At 36.7% G+C, this 20,477-nt stretch carries 18 protein-coding genes; 3 read left to right on the forward strand and 15 right to left on the reverse strand.

Going from position 1 to position 20,477, the window contains the following annotated elements:
* Nucleotides 1-247: 247 nt before the first annotated feature.
* The 3 genes from I6L50_RS28985 (at nucleotide 248) to I6L50_RS28995 (ending at nucleotide 4,535) form a co-directional block, all read left to right on the forward strand.
* Nucleotides 248-844 (forward strand): sugar O-acetyltransferase, encoded by a 597-nt coding sequence (locus tag I6L50_RS28985; RefSeq protein WP_257475413.1) that lies wholly within the window; start codon nucleotides 248-250, stop codon nucleotides 842-844.
* A complete protein-coding gene (locus I6L50_RS28990; RefSeq protein WP_219303677.1) occupies nucleotides 841-1,800 on the forward strand; it encodes a DMT family transporter in 960 nt (319 codons plus the stop codon). The genes I6L50_RS28985 and I6L50_RS28990 overlap by 4 nt, the downstream gene beginning before the upstream one ends.
* Before the next feature lie 1,289 nt (nucleotides 1,801-3,089).
* The gene (locus I6L50_RS28995) at nucleotides 3,090-4,535 is read left to right on the forward strand and encodes an insecticidal delta-endotoxin Cry8Ea1 family protein (RefSeq protein WP_219303678.1); all 1,446 of its coding nucleotides are present in this window, start codon (nucleotides 3,090-3,092) and stop codon (nucleotides 4,533-4,535) included.
* 238 nt (nucleotides 4,536-4,773) lie between these two features.
* Here I6L50_RS28995 and I6L50_RS29000 read toward each other — a convergent pair whose 3' ends face one another.
* The 15 genes from I6L50_RS29000 to I6L50_RS29070 all read right to left on the reverse strand — a co-directional run.
* Nucleotides 4,774-5,475, reverse strand: coding sequence for an N-acetylmuramoyl-L-alanine amidase (locus tag I6L50_RS29000; protein WP_219303679.1), 702 nt, complete (start codon nucleotides 5,473-5,475; stop codon nucleotides 4,774-4,776).
* Entirely contained in the window at nucleotides 5,475-5,702 is a 228-nt protein-coding gene (locus I6L50_RS29005; protein ID WP_219303680.1) for a BhlA/UviB family holin-like peptide, read from the reverse strand. Before I6L50_RS29005 ends, I6L50_RS29000 begins: the two co-directional genes overlap by 1 nt.
* Nucleotides 5,703-5,782: 80 nt before the next feature.
* Nucleotides 5,783-7,639, reverse strand: a complete 1,857-nt coding sequence (locus I6L50_RS29010) for a BppU family phage baseplate upper protein (RefSeq protein WP_219303681.1) — start codon at nucleotides 7,637-7,639, stop codon at nucleotides 5,783-5,785.
* Nucleotides 7,640-7,739: 100 nt separating this feature from the next.
* Complete coding sequence (locus I6L50_RS29015) at nucleotides 7,740-10,796, reverse strand: phage tail spike protein (protein ID WP_219303682.1); 3,057 nt, start codon at nucleotides 10,794-10,796, stop codon at nucleotides 7,740-7,742.
* A complete protein-coding gene (locus I6L50_RS29020; protein WP_219303683.1) occupies nucleotides 10,793-12,283 on the reverse strand; it encodes a distal tail protein Dit in 1,491 nt (496 codons plus the stop codon). Before I6L50_RS29020 ends, I6L50_RS29015 begins: the two co-directional genes overlap by 4 nt.
* A gap of 14 nt (nucleotides 12,284-12,297) precedes the next feature.
* Nucleotides 12,298-16,143 (reverse strand): phage tail tape measure protein, encoded by a 3,846-nt coding sequence (locus I6L50_RS29025; protein WP_219303684.1) that lies wholly within the window; start codon nucleotides 16,141-16,143, stop codon nucleotides 12,298-12,300.
* 15 nt (nucleotides 16,144-16,158) lie between these two features.
* Nucleotides 16,159-16,335: a hypothetical protein gene (locus tag I6L50_RS29030; protein ID WP_219299817.1), complete on the reverse strand. Its 177-nt coding sequence runs from the start codon at nucleotides 16,333-16,335 to the stop codon at nucleotides 16,159-16,161.
* Nucleotides 16,336-16,364: 29 nt separating this feature from the next.
* Entirely contained in the window at nucleotides 16,365-16,682 is a 318-nt protein-coding gene (gene gpG / locus I6L50_RS29035; protein ID WP_219299819.1) for a phage tail assembly chaperone G, read from the reverse strand.
* Between the two features lie 12 nt (nucleotides 16,683-16,694).
* A complete protein-coding gene (locus tag I6L50_RS29040; RefSeq protein ID WP_219299821.1) occupies nucleotides 16,695-17,300 on the reverse strand; it encodes a major tail protein in 606 nt (201 codons plus the stop codon).
* On the reverse strand, nucleotides 17,301-17,660 hold the full coding sequence (gene gp17 / locus I6L50_RS29045) for a tail completion protein gp17 (RefSeq protein WP_219299823.1): 360 nt from the start codon (nucleotides 17,658-17,660) through the stop codon (nucleotides 17,301-17,303). It lies immediately after the preceding gene.
* Nucleotides 17,657-18,091 carry an HK97-gp10 family putative phage morphogenesis protein gene (locus tag I6L50_RS29050; protein ID WP_219299825.1) on the reverse strand — a complete coding sequence of 145 codons (435 nt, stop codon included), beginning with the start codon at nucleotides 18,089-18,091 and terminating at the stop codon, nucleotides 17,657-17,659. Before I6L50_RS29050 ends, gp17 begins: the two co-directional genes overlap by 4 nt.
* Entirely contained in the window at nucleotides 18,084-18,407 is a 324-nt protein-coding gene (locus I6L50_RS29055; RefSeq protein WP_219301269.1) for a phage head closure protein, read from the reverse strand. The genes I6L50_RS29050 and I6L50_RS29055 overlap by 8 nt, the downstream gene beginning before the upstream one ends.
* Complete coding sequence (locus tag I6L50_RS29060; RefSeq protein ID WP_219299829.1) at nucleotides 18,394-18,681, reverse strand: head-tail connector protein; 288 nt, start codon at nucleotides 18,679-18,681, stop codon at nucleotides 18,394-18,396. The genes I6L50_RS29055 and I6L50_RS29060 overlap by 14 nt, the downstream gene beginning before the upstream one ends.
* 20 nt (nucleotides 18,682-18,701) lie before the next feature.
* Nucleotides 18,702-19,874, reverse strand: a complete 1,173-nt coding sequence (locus I6L50_RS29065) for a phage major capsid protein (RefSeq protein WP_219299831.1) — start codon at nucleotides 19,872-19,874, stop codon at nucleotides 18,702-18,704.
* Nucleotides 19,875-19,911: 37 nt separating this feature from the next.
* The coding region (locus tag I6L50_RS29070) for a head maturation protease, ClpP-related (protein ID WP_219303685.1) at nucleotides 19,912-20,477 on the reverse strand (566 nt) is incomplete at its 5' end.

The raw sequence follows: 20,477 nt of genomic DNA on the forward strand, positions 1-20,477 counted from the left end.
CCCAGATAAAAACCAATCGTATTTTTTCATACTAATCACACGCCTTTATTGGAATAATAGTATATCCAAGTTTTATCGATTATTTACACAACTTTAAAGTATTTGTACCAGAACCTAATTTTTAAATATAAAATTCAACATTTAAAAAAGAAATTTGCCAAACGTATTTTTTAAAAAACAAGAAGAATCCATCCCCCTATAATTACAGTTATATGTTTTACTAGTATAATTATAGAGGTGAAAAAAAATGTCTGAAAAAAGAAAAATGTTAAACGGAGAATTTTATACAGATGATAAAGAACTCATAAGTAACCGTAATACAGCTCGAGAACTAACTAGGGAATATAATACATCCACCCCTACAGATTTCACTTCCCGATACAATATCCTTAAAAAACTATTTAAACACTTCGGGAAGAACGCTTATATTGAACCTCCATTTATTTGCGACTATGGATCACAAATAGAATGGGGAGAAAATTCTTATGCTAATTTTAATTGTGTAATTTTGGATAGTGCAGCTGTCAAAATCGGAAATAACGTTATGTTAGGACCTAATGTAAACATTTATACAGCTACGCACTCTATTCATCCTTCTTTACGAAATAATCTTCAAAAAGAGGGACTCGAATCGTTAATTACTTATGCTAAACCCGTAGTAATAGAGGATGGCGCCTGGATAGGAGGCGGTAGCATAATAACACCAGGAATAAAAATAGGTGCAAATAGTGTGATTGGAGCTGGTAGTGTAGTTACTAAAAATATCCCTGCAAATGTCGTTGCAGTTGGCAATCCATGTAAGATTATAAAATCTATACATGAAGAACACGAGGTTATTAAATGAAAAAAGGTGTCTGGTTCGGTTTATTAGGAGGTATCACTTGGGCAATAGATACAATATTAATTGGTATTGTTTTATCCTCACACCTAATGATTGAAAATGCAAGAATCCTATTCCTAGCTCCACTAGTTAGTACATTTTTACATGATTTTTTATCAAGCATTTGGATAATGTTACTTTTAACAATTAAAGGAAAACTACTACTCACTATTTCTAAAATAAAAACTAGAAGTGGGCGCTTTGTTATTCTGGGCGCTATTCTAGGTGGTCCTGTTGGAATGACTTTTTATGTATTAGGCGTTCAACATTTAGGTGCTTCATACACTGCAGCTATTTCAGCCATTTGTCCCGCAATGGGGGCATTTTTTGCATTTGTTTTTTTGAAAGAACGTTTAAAATTTTTAAATTGGATAGGTCTAACCATTAGCATTATTTTCATTATGGTTTTAGGGCTATCTAACAATAATGGGGATTCAAAGAATAGCATACTTGGCTTCATTTTTGTTTGTATATGCGTAATCTCGTGGAGTCTAGAGGGTGTGATTTACGCATATGGCGTGAAAAATAATGAAATGGCAGCGTACGAGGCCCTTCAAATTCGACAATTAATTTCTGCCTTAACATATGGGATACTCCTTATTCCTATATTTAATGGTATAACATTTACACTAGAAGTAATACACCATTTTGAATTTACTATCATTGCTTTTACCTCATTAGTTGGAACTGCTTCTTATTTATTATATTATCAATCCATCAAAGAAATCGGTCCCATAAAAGCAATGGCCTTAAATACAACATATTCAGCATGGGCTGTTGCTTTTTCCATAATATTACTTGGTACTCAATTTTCTTGGGAGTTAATCCTATGTTGCGCTTTAATTTTATTAGGAGCTATTCTCACTGTAATAAATCCTACTACGTTGATTAAACCTAAATTTTCAACTAATTTCAAATGAACAATCCGATTTTTCCGCGAAATCGAAATCTTTATCCAGTTAACAAAGTAAAAATGCTTTTACTTTTGTAGAATCATAGGAAAAGATAGTATTTTTGTATGTGCCTTTCTTAGACAACTTTCCTATGTCATGTACAGAAAACAAATACTCTTTGCCCAAGGGTATTTGTTTTTTCTTTACAATCTCTCGATTCTCCACTAACCGGCTTATTATTTTTTCTAGACTACTCTCCTATCAATTGGTCATACTAAAATAATATCCATATACTTATAATGTTTCCTTCCAGAAAATGTTTTAATAAGCGATTGAGCAATCTCTCCCAACCTGAGATTGCTCTTTTTTCTTTTCGGGCATATTTTCATCTCAGCGCATATATTTCTATTCCCCCTAGCGCTAGGCATACACAAAAAGGCATTATGGTTCACACCACCTTGGAATGCCTTTCGCATATTCTCACGTATAATTACATACATTTATACAACATGAGGAAAACATCAACGATTTTCTTCATCCGAAGAGCACCTTCTACTCACGCCAAGGTGCTCTTTTGTGATGTAAGGCACTCTTTCAAGAGAGAAAGCATACACTTAAAATGAAAGTTATCTTTGACATATAATGTCTTTCGAGCATCACCCTCCATCTCCGGGTCGATGCTCTTTTTTTATAGTTATCTGTTACTTCCCTCTAGATAAAGTGCATGTCCTTGGGTACTTTTACAAGAACATTCAAAAAGATGGTCTACGACTACATAGATAACTTTAAAGAGATGCATATTATGGCACAACGTAAAGTAAATTGGCATGCTGGCAATCTGGAGATTTTTCATCGAATGATTGAAAGTTAAACTTGGATAAAATACAAATAAAACCCTCTATTCCCAACATATTCACTACTATTTCGATAACGAAAATATTACTTTTGTCTATACCCATTCTTTAATTAACTCAGATTTCAATATGGTAGTACATTTGACAATTTTACACAGCGAATATTCCAAATGATTTTTCAGTGTATCGTCCGGATAAATCTCACAATAAATGCACCATTACCAGTAAAAAATAAATTTGAATGTTCGTAATTTCAGTTATTTTTTAAGATTCTCAAAAATAGTGTCGTCATATTATTTTTCAATGATAATTATGTCATTAGTCAAAAGTACTTTTTATCATATACAACGTAGATCATCAGGCCTATACTTAAGCACAGCAGCAGAAAAAGAAAAATCATTTGTGAAAGAATACGTTATTAACTATGATAAAAAGACAGGTAAAAAACTTGTCGCAAATTCAATGGCAGACATCCTTAAATCAGCGGGATCAGCAGAAGGTCTAGACCTAAACAATTTCTTTAGATCGATGGTCATGACAAGCACAGATTTCATGCCATTTGGAATGTTTGTATCTCCAATGATTGGTTTACTATGGCCAGAGAACAAGGGAGATGCCCTACAAAAACTAGAAGACAAACTTAAGAGATACGTGCTAGATGAAATTGACAAAGACCAGCTTAACTATCTACAAGGCGAATTCAACTCACTAAATAAAGACTTAAAAACTCTTGAAAACGCAGTGAATGAAAAAGGTAGTCAACATGCTGATGATAAGACAAAAAATCAACTGGGTAGTTGGACAGTTGGCATTGAGCAAACATTTGGAAGAATTCTCGAGCACACTTCAGATGCTAAACACAAAGTAACAAATTTACCCCTATACACTAAAGTTGCGATAGCGCATATACAATTTCTACAATCCGTACAACAACACGCTGATAAAATGAATATTACACAAGATAGTTTACGACAACTTTATACCAAAGAAGGTCTGAATACACTTATTAATAGTTATGTAGAGCATATAAACGAAACATATGACAACGCTAAAGACCAGTATATCGAAAAAATAAACAAGGTACCATCCTTCACCATCGACCTTGGTAACACACAGGGACAAGTAACAGATTTAAAAACTCGAAAAAATAATGCACAAGCGAAATTAGACGCTAGAATAAGGGTACTCCGTACAAACCCAGCAATGATATGGACTAACGATTCAGAATATAATAAATACACGGCTGAAGTAAATCAACTAAACGACGCTATCACTGCATATGAAAAACTAGCAAAATTATACGAAGGATCAGTTGGTGACCCTACAATTCAAGATTTAGCACAAGGTAAATGGGTAAAACAAAACAACGGGAAATGGCATTATGTCGATAAAAACGATAAAGTTGTAACTGGTTGGGTTTTCTATCAAGGTAAAAAATATTACCTTGCCGCTGGGGGAGACATGGTGACTGGGAAGATTGATATTGACGGCAAAACTTATTTCTTCAAACCTGACACTGGTGAAATGATAACTGGATGGGCTCAAGATGGAAACAAATATTATTATATCAGCCCTGTAAACGGTTTTAAAAACTGGGACGGCGTAGAATTTAACAAAGGAGATTTCGTAACTGGATGGGTGGAGCCAGGTGATGGAAATACTTACTACTTAAGCCCTGCCAACGACACAAAAAATAATGACGGCACAACATTTAGCAAAGGTGAAATGATGACTGGGTGGGTGCAAGTGAAAGGTGCTTGGTACTATCTAGATAACAAAGAAGGCAACCAAAACTTCAAGGGGACTACTGGCCGTATGCTCCACGATGAGAAAGCAACAGTTAAAAATAAAGAAGGTCAATTCAAAGAGCATTACTTCAATAAGAATGGTACATGGGGAAGTAATTGAGCATATTAAAAATCGGTAAACCTCTATAGCTTCTAATTAACAGACGTAGAAACTAAGTGAAAGAGCAATCTCCTAATCAACCTGAGATTGCTCTCTTTTTACGTTCAACTTGTATAATGTAATAATTCTATAAAAAACGAGCTCTCTTCGTTTAGAGAGACTCGCTTTTTTCTTTATAATTAGATCGTTGACATGAATCCTTTCCTCGCCAAGATTCGTTAGGCTTCCCTAATCTTCTTTACCCCTCAAACCTCACATACTCCCCAGACACCCATTGGTCTCCCCCAACGTTATACCATCCATTTTGAATGCCCCATGATTGATAACGTTCTCCTCGGTACACCTTTTTCACAATGTCATAGTTTGTTCCTGGTCCCCTGCGAACGCGTAATACATCCGCTGTAATTGTCACGACACCTACACCATTGTTAGATGGCTTTGTAGAGCCTGCATTCCCACCACCGTTATATGCGTTTTGCACCCTTTCTATAAAAGAATTCCAACGCCCTTCCGCTAACATACGATGAGGACAATACTTACCGCTCCATGATTGATGTGTGCGAACTTTACTGATTGGAATGTTATATTGCCTCATTAATTGCGCTACAACAATTGCCGCATTATCTTCTGCTTTATAATACCTATCTCCACCGTTTAAAGAGTAACAAATTTCCACCCCGATAGATTTACGATTTCCGTTACCTCCACCATCACCGCAATGCCAAGCGTTACGCTCTAAAGGAATTCCTTGTACCGCTTCCTTATCATCTACTGCGATGTGGAATGACACTTCATTATTATTTCGAATCATATACGCAATTTCGTTTTCTGCTGAAGCATCGTTATAAGTGTTATGAATCGTGATAAATTCAGGATTCATGGTATACGGACACTTTGTACCATATTTACTTGGGTCAACTAAGTTTTTTCTCATCTCCATTATTTTCTCTCTCCATTTCCTAGGATTTGTTTGATTTCTGATACTTCTTTAGATAGAGAACCAAAAGCTTCTGCTTGTTTTGTGATAACGTCCTGATTCTTTTCAATGACCTTTTGATACTGTTCTTCACGCTGTTCATTCTTTTTTTGCGTAGTAAAAAGCATCCACACGAATAACGCTGCGAATGCTCCTTGTTGAACCATTGAATTAAAAATTGCATCTTCCACTGTTCTCATCTCCTTTGACCAATAAAAAAAGAGAAACGAAATTGCCCCTCTTTGTTATCAAAGCCGTATTTTATTAAGTTTTATATCAATAACTGTGCTGCGAGTGGTAGTTCACCAACGAAGTATGTTGCGCTAAATGGATGAGTTTCACCTGCTTTTACTACACAGTTTTTGTACACTTGTGGATATAGCTTCTGCAAAGTGGCATCTCGATGCTGTAACCAGACGAGCGGATTACGTATTCCGGTTTGCCCTTTACGTAAACTTGCATGAATATTATTTATTTTCATGGCTACTACATACTCTCTTTCTTTGCTTAGCATGGCATAGCTTGCCATTTTCTCGCCATTTACAATATCTTTACTACTGTTATCAGCTACAAGCGTTTCAAAGGATTTCCCTGTCGCATCTACCAATTTCTCTACAAATGGACGGCTCCCCGGAAGCATGGCTATATAACCATCTTCTATGAAAGTATCTTGTAACCATTTTATTTTTATATCAAACGTTACACCTTGATTTGTAACAGTATGAACAGAATAAATCTCACATAATGCATTCGTTAGATCGGAAGGATGGAATCCTTTCATCGATTGAACCGCTCTTACCATTTTCGCTTCTTTTACAGTTGCATCTGCTGTCCAAGAATTTATTTCTTTATCGTCAATATAAATTTTTTGACTGACTTTAAATACCGTAGCGGCACTATGCTCTGGTATCCATTCAGCGTTTACAGATGAGTCGTTTGGTTTCATACGAAATGCGAATTCTTTATTACTGAAAGAAACAAGTAAATCCACTTCTTTAACTGGATTCAAAAGGTCATCATAAATAAAAGCTGTCTTATGTGCTTCCGCTGCTTGTGCATAGCCAGTATCATTTTTTACCCATCCTCGAGAAGTGTTCGCACCACCTGTCGGTGGATTAGCTGGATCGTCACCTTTGAAAGTTGCTACGACCGTATGTGTTCCTTTTGCTAAACCCCGTACAACTGAACGGGTTCCATAATTCACTTTTAATTCGTTCGTTGGAACATCGTTAATGTGTGTACTTATTGTTTTTACTACCGTACCATCTACCTTGAACTCCCATAGTCCACCACGATTATCAGTGAAATGTTGAAAGTCAAAACCCGTTCCATCAAATGTAAATGTGAATGTATCACCTACTGTAGTCGTGTAGTAGTTTGGTGGATTCGCCTTTTGCATGGCTCCTGTATCCACTTTATAGTTGATTGCATTTACTTTCTGCGCTACCACAGATAAATTAGAAATCGCACAATCTTCTAATTTTACATAGTCATCTTTTGTATCTTTACGCAACGTGTAATGGGCCACCTTGTTCCCACGAAGTGGTATCAGTATATCAAGTGTACGGTCCCCTACAATACGTGTATACATGTTCGATGGAGTGTTATGGTTCCGAAGTAATTCAATAAAATCCCGTTGATTCGGAAGGAAGTCTGTAATTGTAGTTACATCCACTCCTTCTAATGTTTTCCCAGCTTGAATAATCTTTTCAAAAAGCTGAAATTCATTTTTAGATTCAATCGTTTCATCTGCCAATAACGAATCTCTCACCTTGAAATAGAAAGGGTAGGTACTGACTCGCTTTTTTATACCAGATTCTTCTCGTTCAATCGATATTTCCCCTTGTACCGTACCTACTTTGACAAGAGTTTGCGTGGTCAATACAACACTTATTTTTCCATTTGTTTTACCTAGCATCTTTACATTTTTGCTTTGAAACACCAATGTCTGATCTGGCTTCTTGAATGCTACGATAATTGTATCTGTATCTTGTAAAATAAAAGGTTCTTCATCTTCCTTAATGTTTATTATTAATTCTGAAGTGTTCAAGTTATTTTGAGAAAATTCTATATCATACATACAGTTTTCTTTTCGCATATCCACAGTAATTTCATAGGAACGATTCATCCTCTTTCCTCCTCATCTATATAAAAAAAGAGACAGTTATTCGTCCCTCTTTTGTTATACAACCCGTATTTTATGCAAATTAAAAAAGACCAGCTTATGCTTATGGTTGCTCTGGTTTCTTATCAATTAATTTTTGAACTAACTCTTCTAATGTTGCTATTTTTCTGTTCATTGATGTAATTTCTTCCTTATGCTTCCTCTCGTTTTCTTGTATTTTCTCATTTTGAACTTCTTCAAGTTCTTGTAAAGCTTTTATAGTAAGTGATGCGTATGAATACAAGTGAATCCCTTTCCCACTTTCATCCACAAATGCTTCATCAGATTCATCTACAATTGCTCCATAATACTTTTTTATATCTTGCGTTGTTACTGGTGGATCATTGGGATCTTTCTCTTCTCTCATTTTGTAAAGCTCATTTACCGCGTTCTTATAGTTAAATTCTCTTACTCTAACATTTCTAATTTTTTCTAAAGCAGAAAAGGATACATCTCGGATGTTAGATTTGTACTCACGTAGCGAAGGACTCATAAAGTTACCTTGAACAGCTCCCCATCCATTTTGAGTAACAGGCGACTTAACTTGGAGAACTCCGGTATATCCTGCTACTCGGCTATTACGTAATATGATAGTAGGTAATCTTACATCTGCATCTGAGCTATTATCTTCGATTGCTAATGTAGATTGATATAGACCACTTTTTCCTCGTCTGAAATGCCAGTTTCCATTTCCGGCATAAAGAGCATGATAGTCGTTTGCGTGTAGAACACTAATTCCGTTTCTGTTAAGCTCCCAAAACACAGATTTTCTTATCTCACTATCAACTATGTCATCAGTAATACCAATGTTCGCACTAGCTTGAGGCCATCCGGTCCCCATTTGAGATATAAATAAAGCACCTTCAGGAGCGCTAGTTTTTTCATCTGTTCCTAAGATGAAAGTTGGTTGTACTGCACCGTCTCGTCTTCGATAATATCCAAGAAACGCTCTAGGAACACCACTTTCATATAGACGTAAAAACTGGTCATCTAAGCTTACATAGTTATTGGTATTTGATGTTCTAATTTTGCAACCACTTAACAAACCTGCCATTAACCACTCTGCTTTCACTTTTCCGACTAAATCTATTCTTGCCGCATTTAGCTTAATATTTTCTTTACTCATATTAAAGGCTGCAATTACATCATTTTCTTTTACAGATATGCTAACGCCTTTTTCTGTTAGCTGAAGTCGTGACTCCATATCTCTTACATAGGAATCTTTTGCAAATTGCCCATCTGCTTGCGTCTTCGTATATACTTCCGTTGTTTTTGCTGCGGCATCAATACCTTTTTCAGTAATCATAAAGCGATTATCAATGTGAGTCATTTGTTGATTAAATTGCGCGGTTGCAAGTTTATTAGCTAATTCGCCCAATAAATCTTGTTTATTTGTATCAACTGTTTGTTTCAATTCAGGTATCTGAAATCCAGCAACATAGTCTTCTACTTGTTTCAGCTCAACTTTTGCTCCGATTGCGGTTGCCTGTTGTTCCACTTTAGAATTTGCTTCCGTAAGTTTTTTACCTTGCGCATCTACTATATTGTTTAAATTACCCACTGTGGTAGATAATCCACTTGCTGTTTGTTCGATTGCTGTAACTTTTTTATCAATCGTACCCTGATCGTGTTTTAAATCAACCATATTACGCGAAAAGCCTTGCAGCGTTTCTTTCACTTCGTTATATTGACCAGCAACCTCTTTTTTTACTGATTCGATATCAGGTACAACAGGATCCCAAATACCATCTTTCCAAAGTTTTAACATACCAGGCTTACCGTTAGAAATATCTAACCATACTGTTTTTCTGTCTATAAGCCCTGTTTTCGGTGGATTCTTGGATTCTATAATTTCAACCGTATTGTTTTTTATATTCTCTTGTACTTTTTCAGCTAGTGTTTTTGCTGCTTCTGACTCCTTCTTTGCATGACTAGCGGTTGCATTCGCATCTTTCACTAATGTATCTAACTGATCGATCATTTCTTGTTTATTACCTAATGAACTAAGGATACGATGGTACATTTTCCGTAGTTCTTCATTTTGATTCACTATCTCTCGGTAATCCCCGAATTCATATTTATCCTGCGTTGGGTCTGTAAAAGATTCGTCTCCAGCTATTACTCGCGCTTCAAGATATAATTTTGGCGTGAATCCTGCATCTTTAATTTTTATCGTGTCGCCTTCATAAATGAATTCATGTTCTAAACCGAAAATTCGACCAATTGATTGTGCTTCCACTTCATAAGAGATGGAGGAATTGACACGCTTTTGTAATTCTATTTCCATAAGCGTCAGTAAACGTTTTGGAGTCATATCTAATTCTTCTGTTTCTGGTGTATAAAAACCGAATTTATGTTGTCCGTGTTCATTCCATCTTTGAAACGCATCTGCATCTACGATATAAGGTAGCCCCTTATTCATGCTTTCAATAGTGATTACTTTATCGCCTTCACCTTTTACAAATCCAACTAAAGCAGTACAAATATTACGGCTGTGCTCAACACGAGTTACACCGATTAAATCTTTTCCTAATTCTATTTCTTTGCCTGTATCATGCCCACGCTTTTTAACCATATCTACATACCAACCGGTAATTTGAGAGCCTATTACTTCTACACGATATTGAATTTCTAAATCAAATAAAGAAGCGATTTTCTTTAAAAACGTAAGCGGATCGATAAACTCATCAATGGTCATGGTATGGAATCCAGCGTATTCAGTATTTCCACGTTTCCACTTCATTCCCAAGAGTGCCATATCAATGAATTCATTAACCGTTTTGCTCTCTATCCGTTGTGGATTTATAATTCCGGACTTAGCGATTTGAACCCAAGCGCCTGAAGCATATGTGGTAATGAAGCGTTTATCAGAATCCTTCTCGGCCTCTGTAATAACATATGGAACGACACGTCCATCACGGACTTCTTTTAAAACTAAGTTTTGTTGTTGTAATGTAATTGCGTGTTCTGTTCCATCAAAAGTTGTGAAATCTAGCATATCTATATTGTTTTTGATTTCCCAATGACGTTTATCGCCCCAATAGTCCTGCGGTGGAATAGCTGAGACAATTTGATCAGTTTTAAAATCAACCACATGAAGAATTCCGCTAGGCGTGCTCATCTATATCTCTCCCTATAACTAACTGTTGCGTTTACATCAGGCGGCATAATATCGATTCGATTGTCACTCCGTATTACTTTTGGAAAGTTACTGAATATATCTTTTATATTGATTGCATTCTTCCCATTGATTGTGACGAGACTTCGTTCTGTATCAATAACAATTTTGTCTCCGGTATCGAAAATATAAGGCTTTGTATTGGAAGGTACTTTGTTTACTTTCCAAATCTTTAAGTCATCAATCTGCATGACATCAACAGGTTTATTTACATCCCAACTCATGATTGAAATCATTACTTGTGCAATTTTTCGTTCTGTCATTGGATTTCCGGTTTCATCAATCCAACGTTCAACAAGTGAAGCGTCATCTATTTCTGTACCATCTCTAAAACGGGCTACATAAACAGACCATTCTTTCCCACGTCTTGCAATACGTAACCTACCGTAAAATTGATTAAATGTATTAGGATGTGCCCCACTTGTATCTACTAATTTTCGTATACTGTTAGGCGTTCCTGCATGTCCAATACGCATGTATGCTTTCGTCATTTCAGCATCCCAATATAAATCATTCATGTTAATTCGCGTAACGATATTACTTGTATCATCTAAAAGAAGTACCTCTACACGGCCCATTTCCCCAATACTTTTGGACTTCAAACGCACCCAAGTCTCCATTTCAAAATCTTGTAACGGTCCACCTGGAATATTTTTCTTAGCAATTGCACCGTGGAATCCTTTCTCTTGTCCGTAATCTTGACAATACAATGCGTAACCATCCCTTGATTTAAAACTACCTGTACCTTTCATGTCATCAAAAACTCCAGTAACAGGAGTCCATCCTACAGCTGTAGTCATTTCATCCCACATGACTCTTTCTCGTTCTTGTACTGTTGTTTCTTCCACAGTGAGAGGATAGCCAATTCTAAAATAATCACGATTATGTGGATATTCTCCAAACCATACATCTAAAAAAGCGCTTGGCTTTTTTGCAGTCATTTCAATTAATGCTGGTGTTTCTACACTACCTTTATTCGTGAAATTAGACGTGATTTCTGTGGACCAATTTTGCGTGAATGTTTGAGTCTGTACTTTTCCTAATTTATAAGGCATAGGGCAAACGAAAGTAATAACACCCTTCCCCCTATTCACTAGTTCATCCAAATCTAGTGAACCATCAATAAAAGCAAGATATGTTCGATCTAACTCATCATCAAAAATAAGTTCAGCTGGTTGTTCCGTGAATAACCAGTCTGCTAAATCTTCTTTTATCTTTTGTAAATCCGCCATGTCTTTTTTTGCTTTAATAACAAGAGGAACGTCAATACGACGCTCCTCCGTTTCTGTATGAATAAAAAAAGCTCCTGGACGATGAGGAACTCTGACAAGATTTCTTTTAATTGGAGCCCATGAAGGACGTTTCCTACCTACAAGCATTTGAATATAATCTTTGCGAATATTATTAAATATAAAGCTTAGTTTACCCAAAAATATCACCGTCCTTAAAATTGCTCTTTTCGTTGTCGATCACGATCTTGAAGTTCTGTGGTATACCTATAAGTTCCACCTGCTAACTCTTTCCCATCTAAAACGTTTGTCATATTCAATGTAAGATTTAGTTCTTTTTCTTCAGGTCGTCTATTTGGGAATACCTTTTTACTAGTAGCCGAGTTATTAGGAATATTAGGCTGCATATAATTCGTTAAACCACTTACCACATCATTCGGAACACTATAATGAGAAGTTTGGAATCCAAAATCAAAAACAGATGGCATATTACTCATTTGCTTCTTAACGGTTCCAACTACATTTTTTGCTGCATCCACAACAAAACGTTTCCCTCGATCCATACCAACTCCAACACCTTCTGGAACCGCACTACCGACTGGAATCATTACTTTTGATGGACTGTTTATTTCAAGCGCTCCAGAAATAGTCTTTTTAATATCGTTTGCAATGCTTTTCGCCTTACGATATAAGCCACCTGTTGCATCATCTAATCCATTTTCAAGCCCCTCTATAATTGATTTACCAATGGAACGTAAATTTATAGTACTGAAAAACTTTTCAACTTGTCCCCATTTTTCTTCAATTCCACTTTGGATTTCTTTCATTTTATCAGTAACAGATTTTTTCTTTTCTTCAAATTTCCTTGAAACTATATTTTTAACTTCTTCAACTGTACTACTTGTAGATTTTTTTGTTTCTTCCCACCAATTTGTTACATCTGAACATGTTTCTTTCATCTTTCGAACTACATCATCTTTCATAGCCTGATATTTCGACTTTACTTGTCCAGTTTCCCAATCAACTTGATTCGCATGTTCACCTGCTTGGGATTTAGCTTCACTTATAATTTCATTATGCTTATCTTTCGCTGTGGAAACTGCGCTATCATACTGACGTTTTGCTTCAGCAATAATTGCATTTGCCTCTTCAGTATTAATCGTTTTATTTTCATCTCGTTGTCGAATAGCCTCTGCAATTTTATCATCACGAGTTTTCTTTGCATCAGCTATTACTTTATCTCTAGTCTCCGCACTGTGTTGGACAACTTCAGCTGCTTGTCTAGCCGATATTTCACTTGCTTGTACTCGCATATTTTCCAGGATAACTTTCTGTTCCATCTGATTTTTAGACATATGTTCAACAGCAACTCTGTCCATTTCATCTTGTAAAGCCTGTAAGGAAATTCGTTCTGATGTTGTTAACTCTCTATTTTCTCTAGCTGCTGTTTGTAGGATTTCTTTGATTTTATTTTCTTTTTCTTGTGTTTTTAGTTTTTCTTGCTCGTAACGTTGATTCAGTTGTTCCATCCTCTTGTTTTCTTCTTCAGAAGTTAAAACATATGAATCAGAAAAGAACTTTTTAAGTCCTTCCATTTCTTTTTGTTGTCTTGCGTTTGTTTTTTCTATAATCGTGTTAGCTAATTTGTCATACTGTCCAATGAGCTTTTGCGACTGTTCTTCTGTTATTACTTCATGGTTTAGTCTAATGTCAGTTAACTTTTGTCTAATACCATCCGATAACTTGAAATACTCACCAAGAACTTTCTTTGTGGAAGAACTTACTTTACCTTCTGTATTCGTAGTAAAACGATCTACTGAAGCAATACTGTCTTCAGTTGCTTTTTGATATCCCTTGTATGCTAGAACGCCAACACCAACTGCCGCTGCTACCACGCCTAAAGCAATTGCTACTGGTCCTAACGCTGCGGCTACTATCCCTAAAACTGCGCCCGTTACACTAGTAGCTGCAGTAGCTACACCCATTGCTACTGCCAAAGAACCAATCCCAGAAACCACCATTCCAACTGCTGCTAGAACCACTCCAATACCTGTTGCAATAGCCGTTAAAGCAAGAACAATACCTGCTGTAATTGCAATAGCTTTTTGTACAGGACCTGGCAATGCATTAAATCCATCCACAAGCTTTTGCAACCCAGCAACAAAAGCACGAACCACAGGGGCAAGCGCATCACCAATTGTCTTTTTCATTGTGTCAAATGCTCCACTTAACTGTTCAATACGACCTTTCAAAGTGTTCATTTTCGTTTCAGCTGTTTCTAAAGCTGTGACTTTAGACATCTCGGTATACATTTTATTTACACCTTGTGAGCCTTCATTAAACAAAATCGTTGCACCACGAACTGCGTCTGAACCAAATAACGTCTCTAAAGCCATACTTCGTTGTTGGTCTGTTAAATCTTTCATGGATTCATGAAGAATTCCGGATATGTTTTCTAAACTTTGAATATGACCCTCTTGATCATAGAATTTCGATGATAAGAAAGCGGAGCTAGTTGCTAACTCACGGAATGTAGTATCACACTTATCATTCCATTTCTTTACACCTTCAGTTTTCATTACATATTTTTCTAATGCAACTTCAATATCTCCCACACTTCTAGATGCTGGTGTGATTCCGTTTTTAACCAAGAAATCAAATCCAGCCTGCGCATTATAAGTGATAAGACCCAAATCTGCCATCTTGTTATACGCTTCTTTAGTTGAAGGATTCAACCTCATAAGCATTGTTTTTAGTGAAGTACCTGCATCAGAACCTTTTAATCCATTCTGTGCAAATACCGCTAAAGCTGTTGCTGTATCTTTAAATGTCATACCAGCTCCTGCTGCAACTGCTGCGGTTGCTGATAAACCATATTTCAGTTCATGTACATCAGTAGCTGAAGCATTAGCAGCTCCTGCAAGTAAGTTGGCGGCATCTGTAACACTTAAACCATCTCTTTTAAATGCATTCAAAGCGGTTGAAGCGATTTCTGCCGCTTCTCCTAGTTCTAGTTCACCAGCGGCCGCTAGGTTTAAAGCCCCTTCTAATCCACCATTGATGATGTCTGTTAAACCAACACCGGCTTTTATTAATTCTTCAATCCCTTTTCCAGCTTCTACAGAAGAATATTTCGTGTCTTCCCCATATTTAACAGCTAATTCGGAGAGTTTACTCATTTCTTGTCCAGTTGCACCAGATACCGCTTTTATGTTTGCCATCTGTTGTTCAAAATTCATTGATTCTTCCACAGCTGATTTTAGACCTCTACCTATCGCATACGTCATACCACCAAATACCATACCGATTTGCATGCCAGCATTTTGTAGGTGGTTTCCCATTGCCTCCATACGATTCCCAAAGTTCAATAGACGATTTCCTTGCTGATCCAATTCATGATTTGCCTGTTGTAATTGTGATTCGAATCGATTTAACTCACTTGTGGCTCGATGAATTTGTTCAGCATATCGTTGCGCTGACTGACTCGCTTCACCTTCTTCTGTTTTTGCACGATTATAGGCTTGTTGAAGTTCCCTAATTTTTTCTTTTTGCTTATCTACCGTACGAGTGAGAACATCAATTTTCGCTCGTGTCTGTTCAGTTGCATGAGAAAAACCGCCCATGCCTGTTGTAATAGACTGAAATTCAGCCTGTAGGGATTGTAAAGAATGATTTAATTTATCCATCCCTTTTTGTTCAGCTTGCTTATTTACTTGCTTTAATTCATTTTCAAATCTATTTAAATCAGCAACAGCTTTATTAACTTGTGAAGCGTATCGCTGAGTTGCTGCATCATTCTCACCTAATTTAGCCTTATTTTGATCATATGCTTGCCGTAACGCTTTAACTTTCTCTTTTTGCGCGTCAATGAGCCTACTTAGAGTATCCATTTTCGCTTGTGTTTGTTGACTAGCACTAGCGAAACCACCCATACCTGTACTTACAGATTTCAATTCATTCTGTAATGTCCTTACCGCACGTCCTGAATTTGCTATACCTTGACGGAAATTCACATTATCAAGGGAAAGCTTAACTACTAAATGATTCATTTCATTTGCCAATGTCTCACCCCCTCGTTAGATAATGTTTTCAGCTGGAACTTCTATTTCATTTGAATTTTGATTTTCACTATTTGAATTACCTTGTTCACGATGCTTTCGATTTATCCTTAAATAATGCCAAATATCCATTTCGTTATCGATATGATGATGTTTATATCCTTGACGTAATAAAGAGAGGTAGAGCTCGTCCATAAACTCACTGAACGGTATCCCTCCCCCCTCTACGCGTTTGGGTTTTCTTCTTCTCCAGTTCCAGGTGTACCACTAGCCGCTTCCACAGTTTCATTGATAACAGTGTTAATTACCTCTGAAGTTGTCGATAAAAACTTACGAGCATCCACACCGTCCCAATATTGATCTAATGTAAATTGTTCATCGAAAACATTCACTACAAATTGAACCATTTTATCCATATCCTCTGGACCAGGATTATTTGGAATATCAGCAAGCTCAGGTGCTTGACGGATTAAACGAGCTGGAATGAACCCCGGTAAATGAAAAGTTTTCTTTTCCTTATTGATTCGTAATGTTAGTTTCATAGTTTATTCCTCCTACTTGCCTGTTGGTGGTGTTACGGCTTTTTCATATACCTTACTAAACCAATTATCTCCTACAACTTTTGTAAACGTAGGTTCATCGGCATCAGCTGTAAATTTTGGTCTATCATCAAAATCACGCTCAATGAATGATCCTTTCAGTTTTGTTGTTTGGAAGTTCGGTTTGTCTTTTTTCGTTTCAGCTTCTTCTTCCTCTTGTGAAAGTTTTCCTTTAAGTAACCAAACATAACGATACTTACCGTTAGCCTTTAAAAAACGGTATCCAATCGCTACATATGGTTTTTCCCCCTCTCGTTTCTCGTCTAATACACCATCCTTAACTTCTGGATATCCTTCAATATCTGCTTTCGTGGATAGTGAAAGTCCTCGAACTTCAATTTCAACCTCGACTTCACCGTCAGACTCAGCGATTTCTGATTTCTTGTTATCGCTCCACATAATCTCAGAAGCTACCTTTTTAGATGTTTTAACCTTTACTGCACCTTCCAATTTCTTTACCGTTGCATACGCAACACCTGTTATATCATCTTTTGTTAATTTTGCATAAACAAGACTATCGACACCAACAGTCGAACTAATTGTAATAACCTCTCCAGCCATCTATAACTCCACTCCTTTCGCGAATCGCATCGCGTAATGAAAAATTTGTGTATCCTCTTCATATAGATCAGCAACCGCATAACGCGAGAAACCAATACTTTTCATAATTGCATTCACTTTTTGATGAATTGCTGTTGTACTGACCTTTGACCAAATATCGATTTGAAATGTGATTTCACTTTCACCTTCCTCATTATCCGCAAATCCACTTGGCCTATTGTCTAATTCGAAGAATGTAATACGTGGAAATTCTTCTGCATGCTTGGCTTTACGATAATAGACTCGCTTTCCCCCTAACAAAGAAACAAGCTCCTGATTATTTTCAAGAGCTTGCAAAATTTCAGGGCGTAGATTTATCATAAATTCAGCCTCATTTCGTTCTTCAAAATGTCTGTCATAGCACGAACCGCAGCTTCTTTTGAAGAATTAAATCCTGGTTCTATAAATGGTTGAGCTGGCATTTTAGATGTTCCCCATTCTACGAACTTCCCATAGAAATATGGAGAACGATCCGCTTTGTCTATTCCAATCTTAATAGTTTTTATGCCGCCTTCCATTTTCGCTTTTGTAACTCGTATATTATCAGCCAAATGTTGTCCTGTACGCCACGATTCGCTTTTCGTTGATTTTTTAGGGCTATCACTCCTTGGAGCTATTTCTGAAATAGCTTTTCGAATCAGTTCCCCACCCGCTGCAAGGGCTTTATCTTCAATCTTTTCTCCACGTAGACCCATTTGCTCTAATTCAGAAATGAGACGGTCAAATCCTAAAAAATCAACACCATTACCCATTCATACCACCACGCTTCCACATAATTGATAACATGTGTCTTTCAGTTGGAATCACTGAAACAATGTCATAAATCGTGTTCTTATACTTAATTTTCATATCAGCATTCACATCAGCACGGAATCGGATTTCTGTTTCACCCTGTACTTCACTGTTGGCTGAGGCTGCTTCAAAGTACTTTCTTCCCTTTAAAAAAATGAAAGAACCCCATACAGCGAAAGAATCTTTATAACCATCTATTGGCTCACCATCCGGGCTCTTTGCATCTTCATCTTTTATTTGAAATACAAGACGTTTATCTAAATCACCCGGATTCATTTGAATCACCACCGCAATATTGCAATTGAACTAATATTGACTGCAAACTGAATGCTAATTGTTCAGCTTTTCCAACCACTTCACGGTTTTCATACCAATGAGAAATTAAGATACGAGCCGCTAGTTTAGCAAGCTCACTCTTTACATCTACAGTTTTACCTGTTGCATTCTTAATATATATTTCAGCTGCTGTTATAAAGGATGAAATGAGGGAGTCCTCCTCATCGCCATCCACACGAAGATACTCTTTAGCTTCCTCTAATTTCAGTACCAAGAAGGACACCTCCTATATCATTAAGCTCCTGTTTTCGCCACAACTGTAATTTGCCCATACACAACCGCTTCTGCATCCCATAATGTAACGTCTTCACGTTCAATTGCTCGGAATTCAGTTGTATTGCTTCTCCAAGCGTTTCCGCCTTCTTTCGTCATATCGATAGATAATTGTTGTCTATCCCATAACACAACTGCTTCTTTCAAATCACCAACGATAAATGGTGCTTTACCATCTTTATCTGTAGCAATTGTTTTGTTTGATAAGACAATTACTGGCTTACCAGCGAAAAGTTTTCGCGTTGGATTTGTTGGGTCTGGTTGAAGTAGCGGACGACCATTTTTATCCTCTAATTGATCTAAGTAGTTAAATCCATCTTGGTTTGTGATAATATTTGCTACTACTGCAAAAGCTGGATCTAAAGTTACATTCAATGTTTTCTTTAGTCCGTTATAGTCCTTTAAATCAACTTTTGTAAGCTTATTAATCTCTTGTAAAATCAAATAATTTCGAGTCGCAATTGATTTCTTCGCAATCCAACTACGTAAATAATTTTCTAAAGCTTGATCTGTATCACTTAATAAATCATTTGGTACTGGTAAGAAACCTGCATAATCATCAATTGCGTAAGGTATACGGTCAAATTTCGGAGAAGTAATCTCTTGCATTGCATTTGGATTTCCATACTCAGATAGTGGTGCAAATGGTGTAGATGCTGCACGTTTTTCTAATGTACGAGATCCTTTGTTTGTTGAAACAGGTTGTACATTTACATATTGTTCTAAGCTATCTGTTGTTTGTTTTAACTGATTAATTGTAGTTGTGATATCTTCTGGAACAATGTATCCACCATCTTCACCTTTATTCTCAGATAGTGCTGCCTTATATTCTTGCATGATGATTGCTTCTTCAGAGCTTAAACTTTGACCACGAATAGCTTTCATAAATACTTCTTTGTACGATGAATCTTCATTTTTAACTGGTGCTGGAGGTAAAGCCCCTGTTTGTGAATTTACAGGTTCAGGAACTTCAATGCCCTTCATAGCCAAATAATTATCGAATTCATTTTTTGCATCTTTTAATTCTTCAATTTTAGCTCTTGCATCTTCTACTTTCCCGCTATTGTTTAACTCTTCAGCCTTAGCTTTTAAATCAGCAACCCTCTGACGTAATTCTTGTTCCTGTTTATCCATTCGGTATTTCCTCCTTGTTTTGGCACAAAAAATAGACCTATATTTCTAAAAGGTCTAGTGCATTTTGTATTTTTAATTGTTCATTATTATCCTTCTTTGGAATAGAAGGAGCCTTTGCTACTACTTTATTAGGTGTTTTTTGATATTTATCAAAATAATCACTCATACATGCTGCGACTTCTTTTGCTTCCACAACTTCGATGTTGAAGTATTTTTCAGCTTGTTCACCACTTAACCAGGTCTCAGCATCTACTAATTGTTGAATTTCTTCAATTCCAATGCCTTCTTTTAAGTTTTCCTTGTATACATTCATGATTCCAGACTCAATGTTATCCAAATCTTCTGCTGCCTTTCGGAAATCAATTGCATTTCCAGCTGCATAGGTCCAAGGCCTATGAATCATTAAAAATGCGTTAGAAGGGACAACAACACGATCACCAGCTAGGGCGATTACAGAAGCGATGGAAGCTGCAACACCATCCACATAAACAGTTTTTTGGGCTTTATTGCGCTTTAACATATTATAAATAGCTAAGCCAGCGAATACTGAACCCCCACCGCTATTTACATAGATGTTCAGGTTACTTTTATCATCCAATTGCC

The sequence above is a fragment of the Bacillus sp. FDAARGOS_1420 genome, from assembly GCF_019344915.1.
Classification (GTDB): domain Bacteria; phylum Bacillota; class Bacilli; order Bacillales; family Bacillaceae_G; genus Bacillus_A; species Bacillus_A mycoides.

Excerpts from the sequence above, each read along its gene's own strand:
- I6L50_RS28985 (WP_257475413.1), top strand. The coding sequence starts at position 248 with ATGTCTGAAAAAAGAAAAATGTTAAACGGAGAATTTTATACAGATGAT.
- I6L50_RS28990 (WP_219303677.1), top strand. The coding sequence starts at position 841 with ATGAAAAAAGGTGTCTGGTTCGGTTTATTAGGAGGTATCACTTGGGCA.
- I6L50_RS28995 (WP_219303678.1), top strand. The coding sequence starts at position 3,090 with ATGGCAGACATCCTTAAATCAGCGGGATCAGCAGAAGGTCTAGACCTA.
- I6L50_RS29000 (WP_219303679.1), bottom strand. The coding sequence starts at position 5,475 with ATGGAGATGAGAAAAAACTTAGTTGACCCAAGTAAATATGGTACAAAG.
- I6L50_RS29010 (WP_219303681.1), bottom strand. The coding sequence starts at position 7,639 with ATGAATCGTTCCTATGAAATTACTGTGGATATGCGAAAAGAAAACTGT.
- I6L50_RS29015 (WP_219303682.1), bottom strand. The coding sequence starts at position 10,796 with ATGAGCACGCCTAGCGGAATTCTTCATGTGGTTGATTTTAAAACTGAT.
- I6L50_RS29030 (WP_219299817.1), bottom strand. The coding sequence starts at position 16,335 with ATGGACGAGCTCTACCTCTCTTTATTACGTCAAGGATATAAACATCAT.
- gpG (WP_219299819.1), bottom strand. The coding sequence starts at position 16,682 with ATGAAACTAACATTACGAATCAATAAGGAAAAGAAAACTTTTCATTTA.
- I6L50_RS29040 (WP_219299821.1), bottom strand. The coding sequence starts at position 17,300 with ATGGCTGGAGAGGTTATTACAATTAGTTCGACTGTTGGTGTCGATAGT.
- gp17 (WP_219299823.1), bottom strand. The coding sequence starts at position 17,660 with ATGATAAATCTACGCCCTGAAATTTTGCAAGCTCTTGAAAATAATCAG.
- I6L50_RS29050 (WP_219299825.1), bottom strand. The coding sequence starts at position 18,091 with ATGGGTAATGGTGTTGATTTTTTAGGATTTGACCGTCTCATTTCTGAA.
- I6L50_RS29055 (WP_219301269.1), bottom strand. The coding sequence starts at position 18,407 with ATGAATCCGGGTGATTTAGATAAACGTCTTGTATTTCAAATAAAAGAT.
- I6L50_RS29065 (WP_219299831.1), bottom strand. The coding sequence starts at position 19,874 with ATGGATAAACAGGAACAAGAATTACGTCAGAGGGTTGCTGATTTAAAA.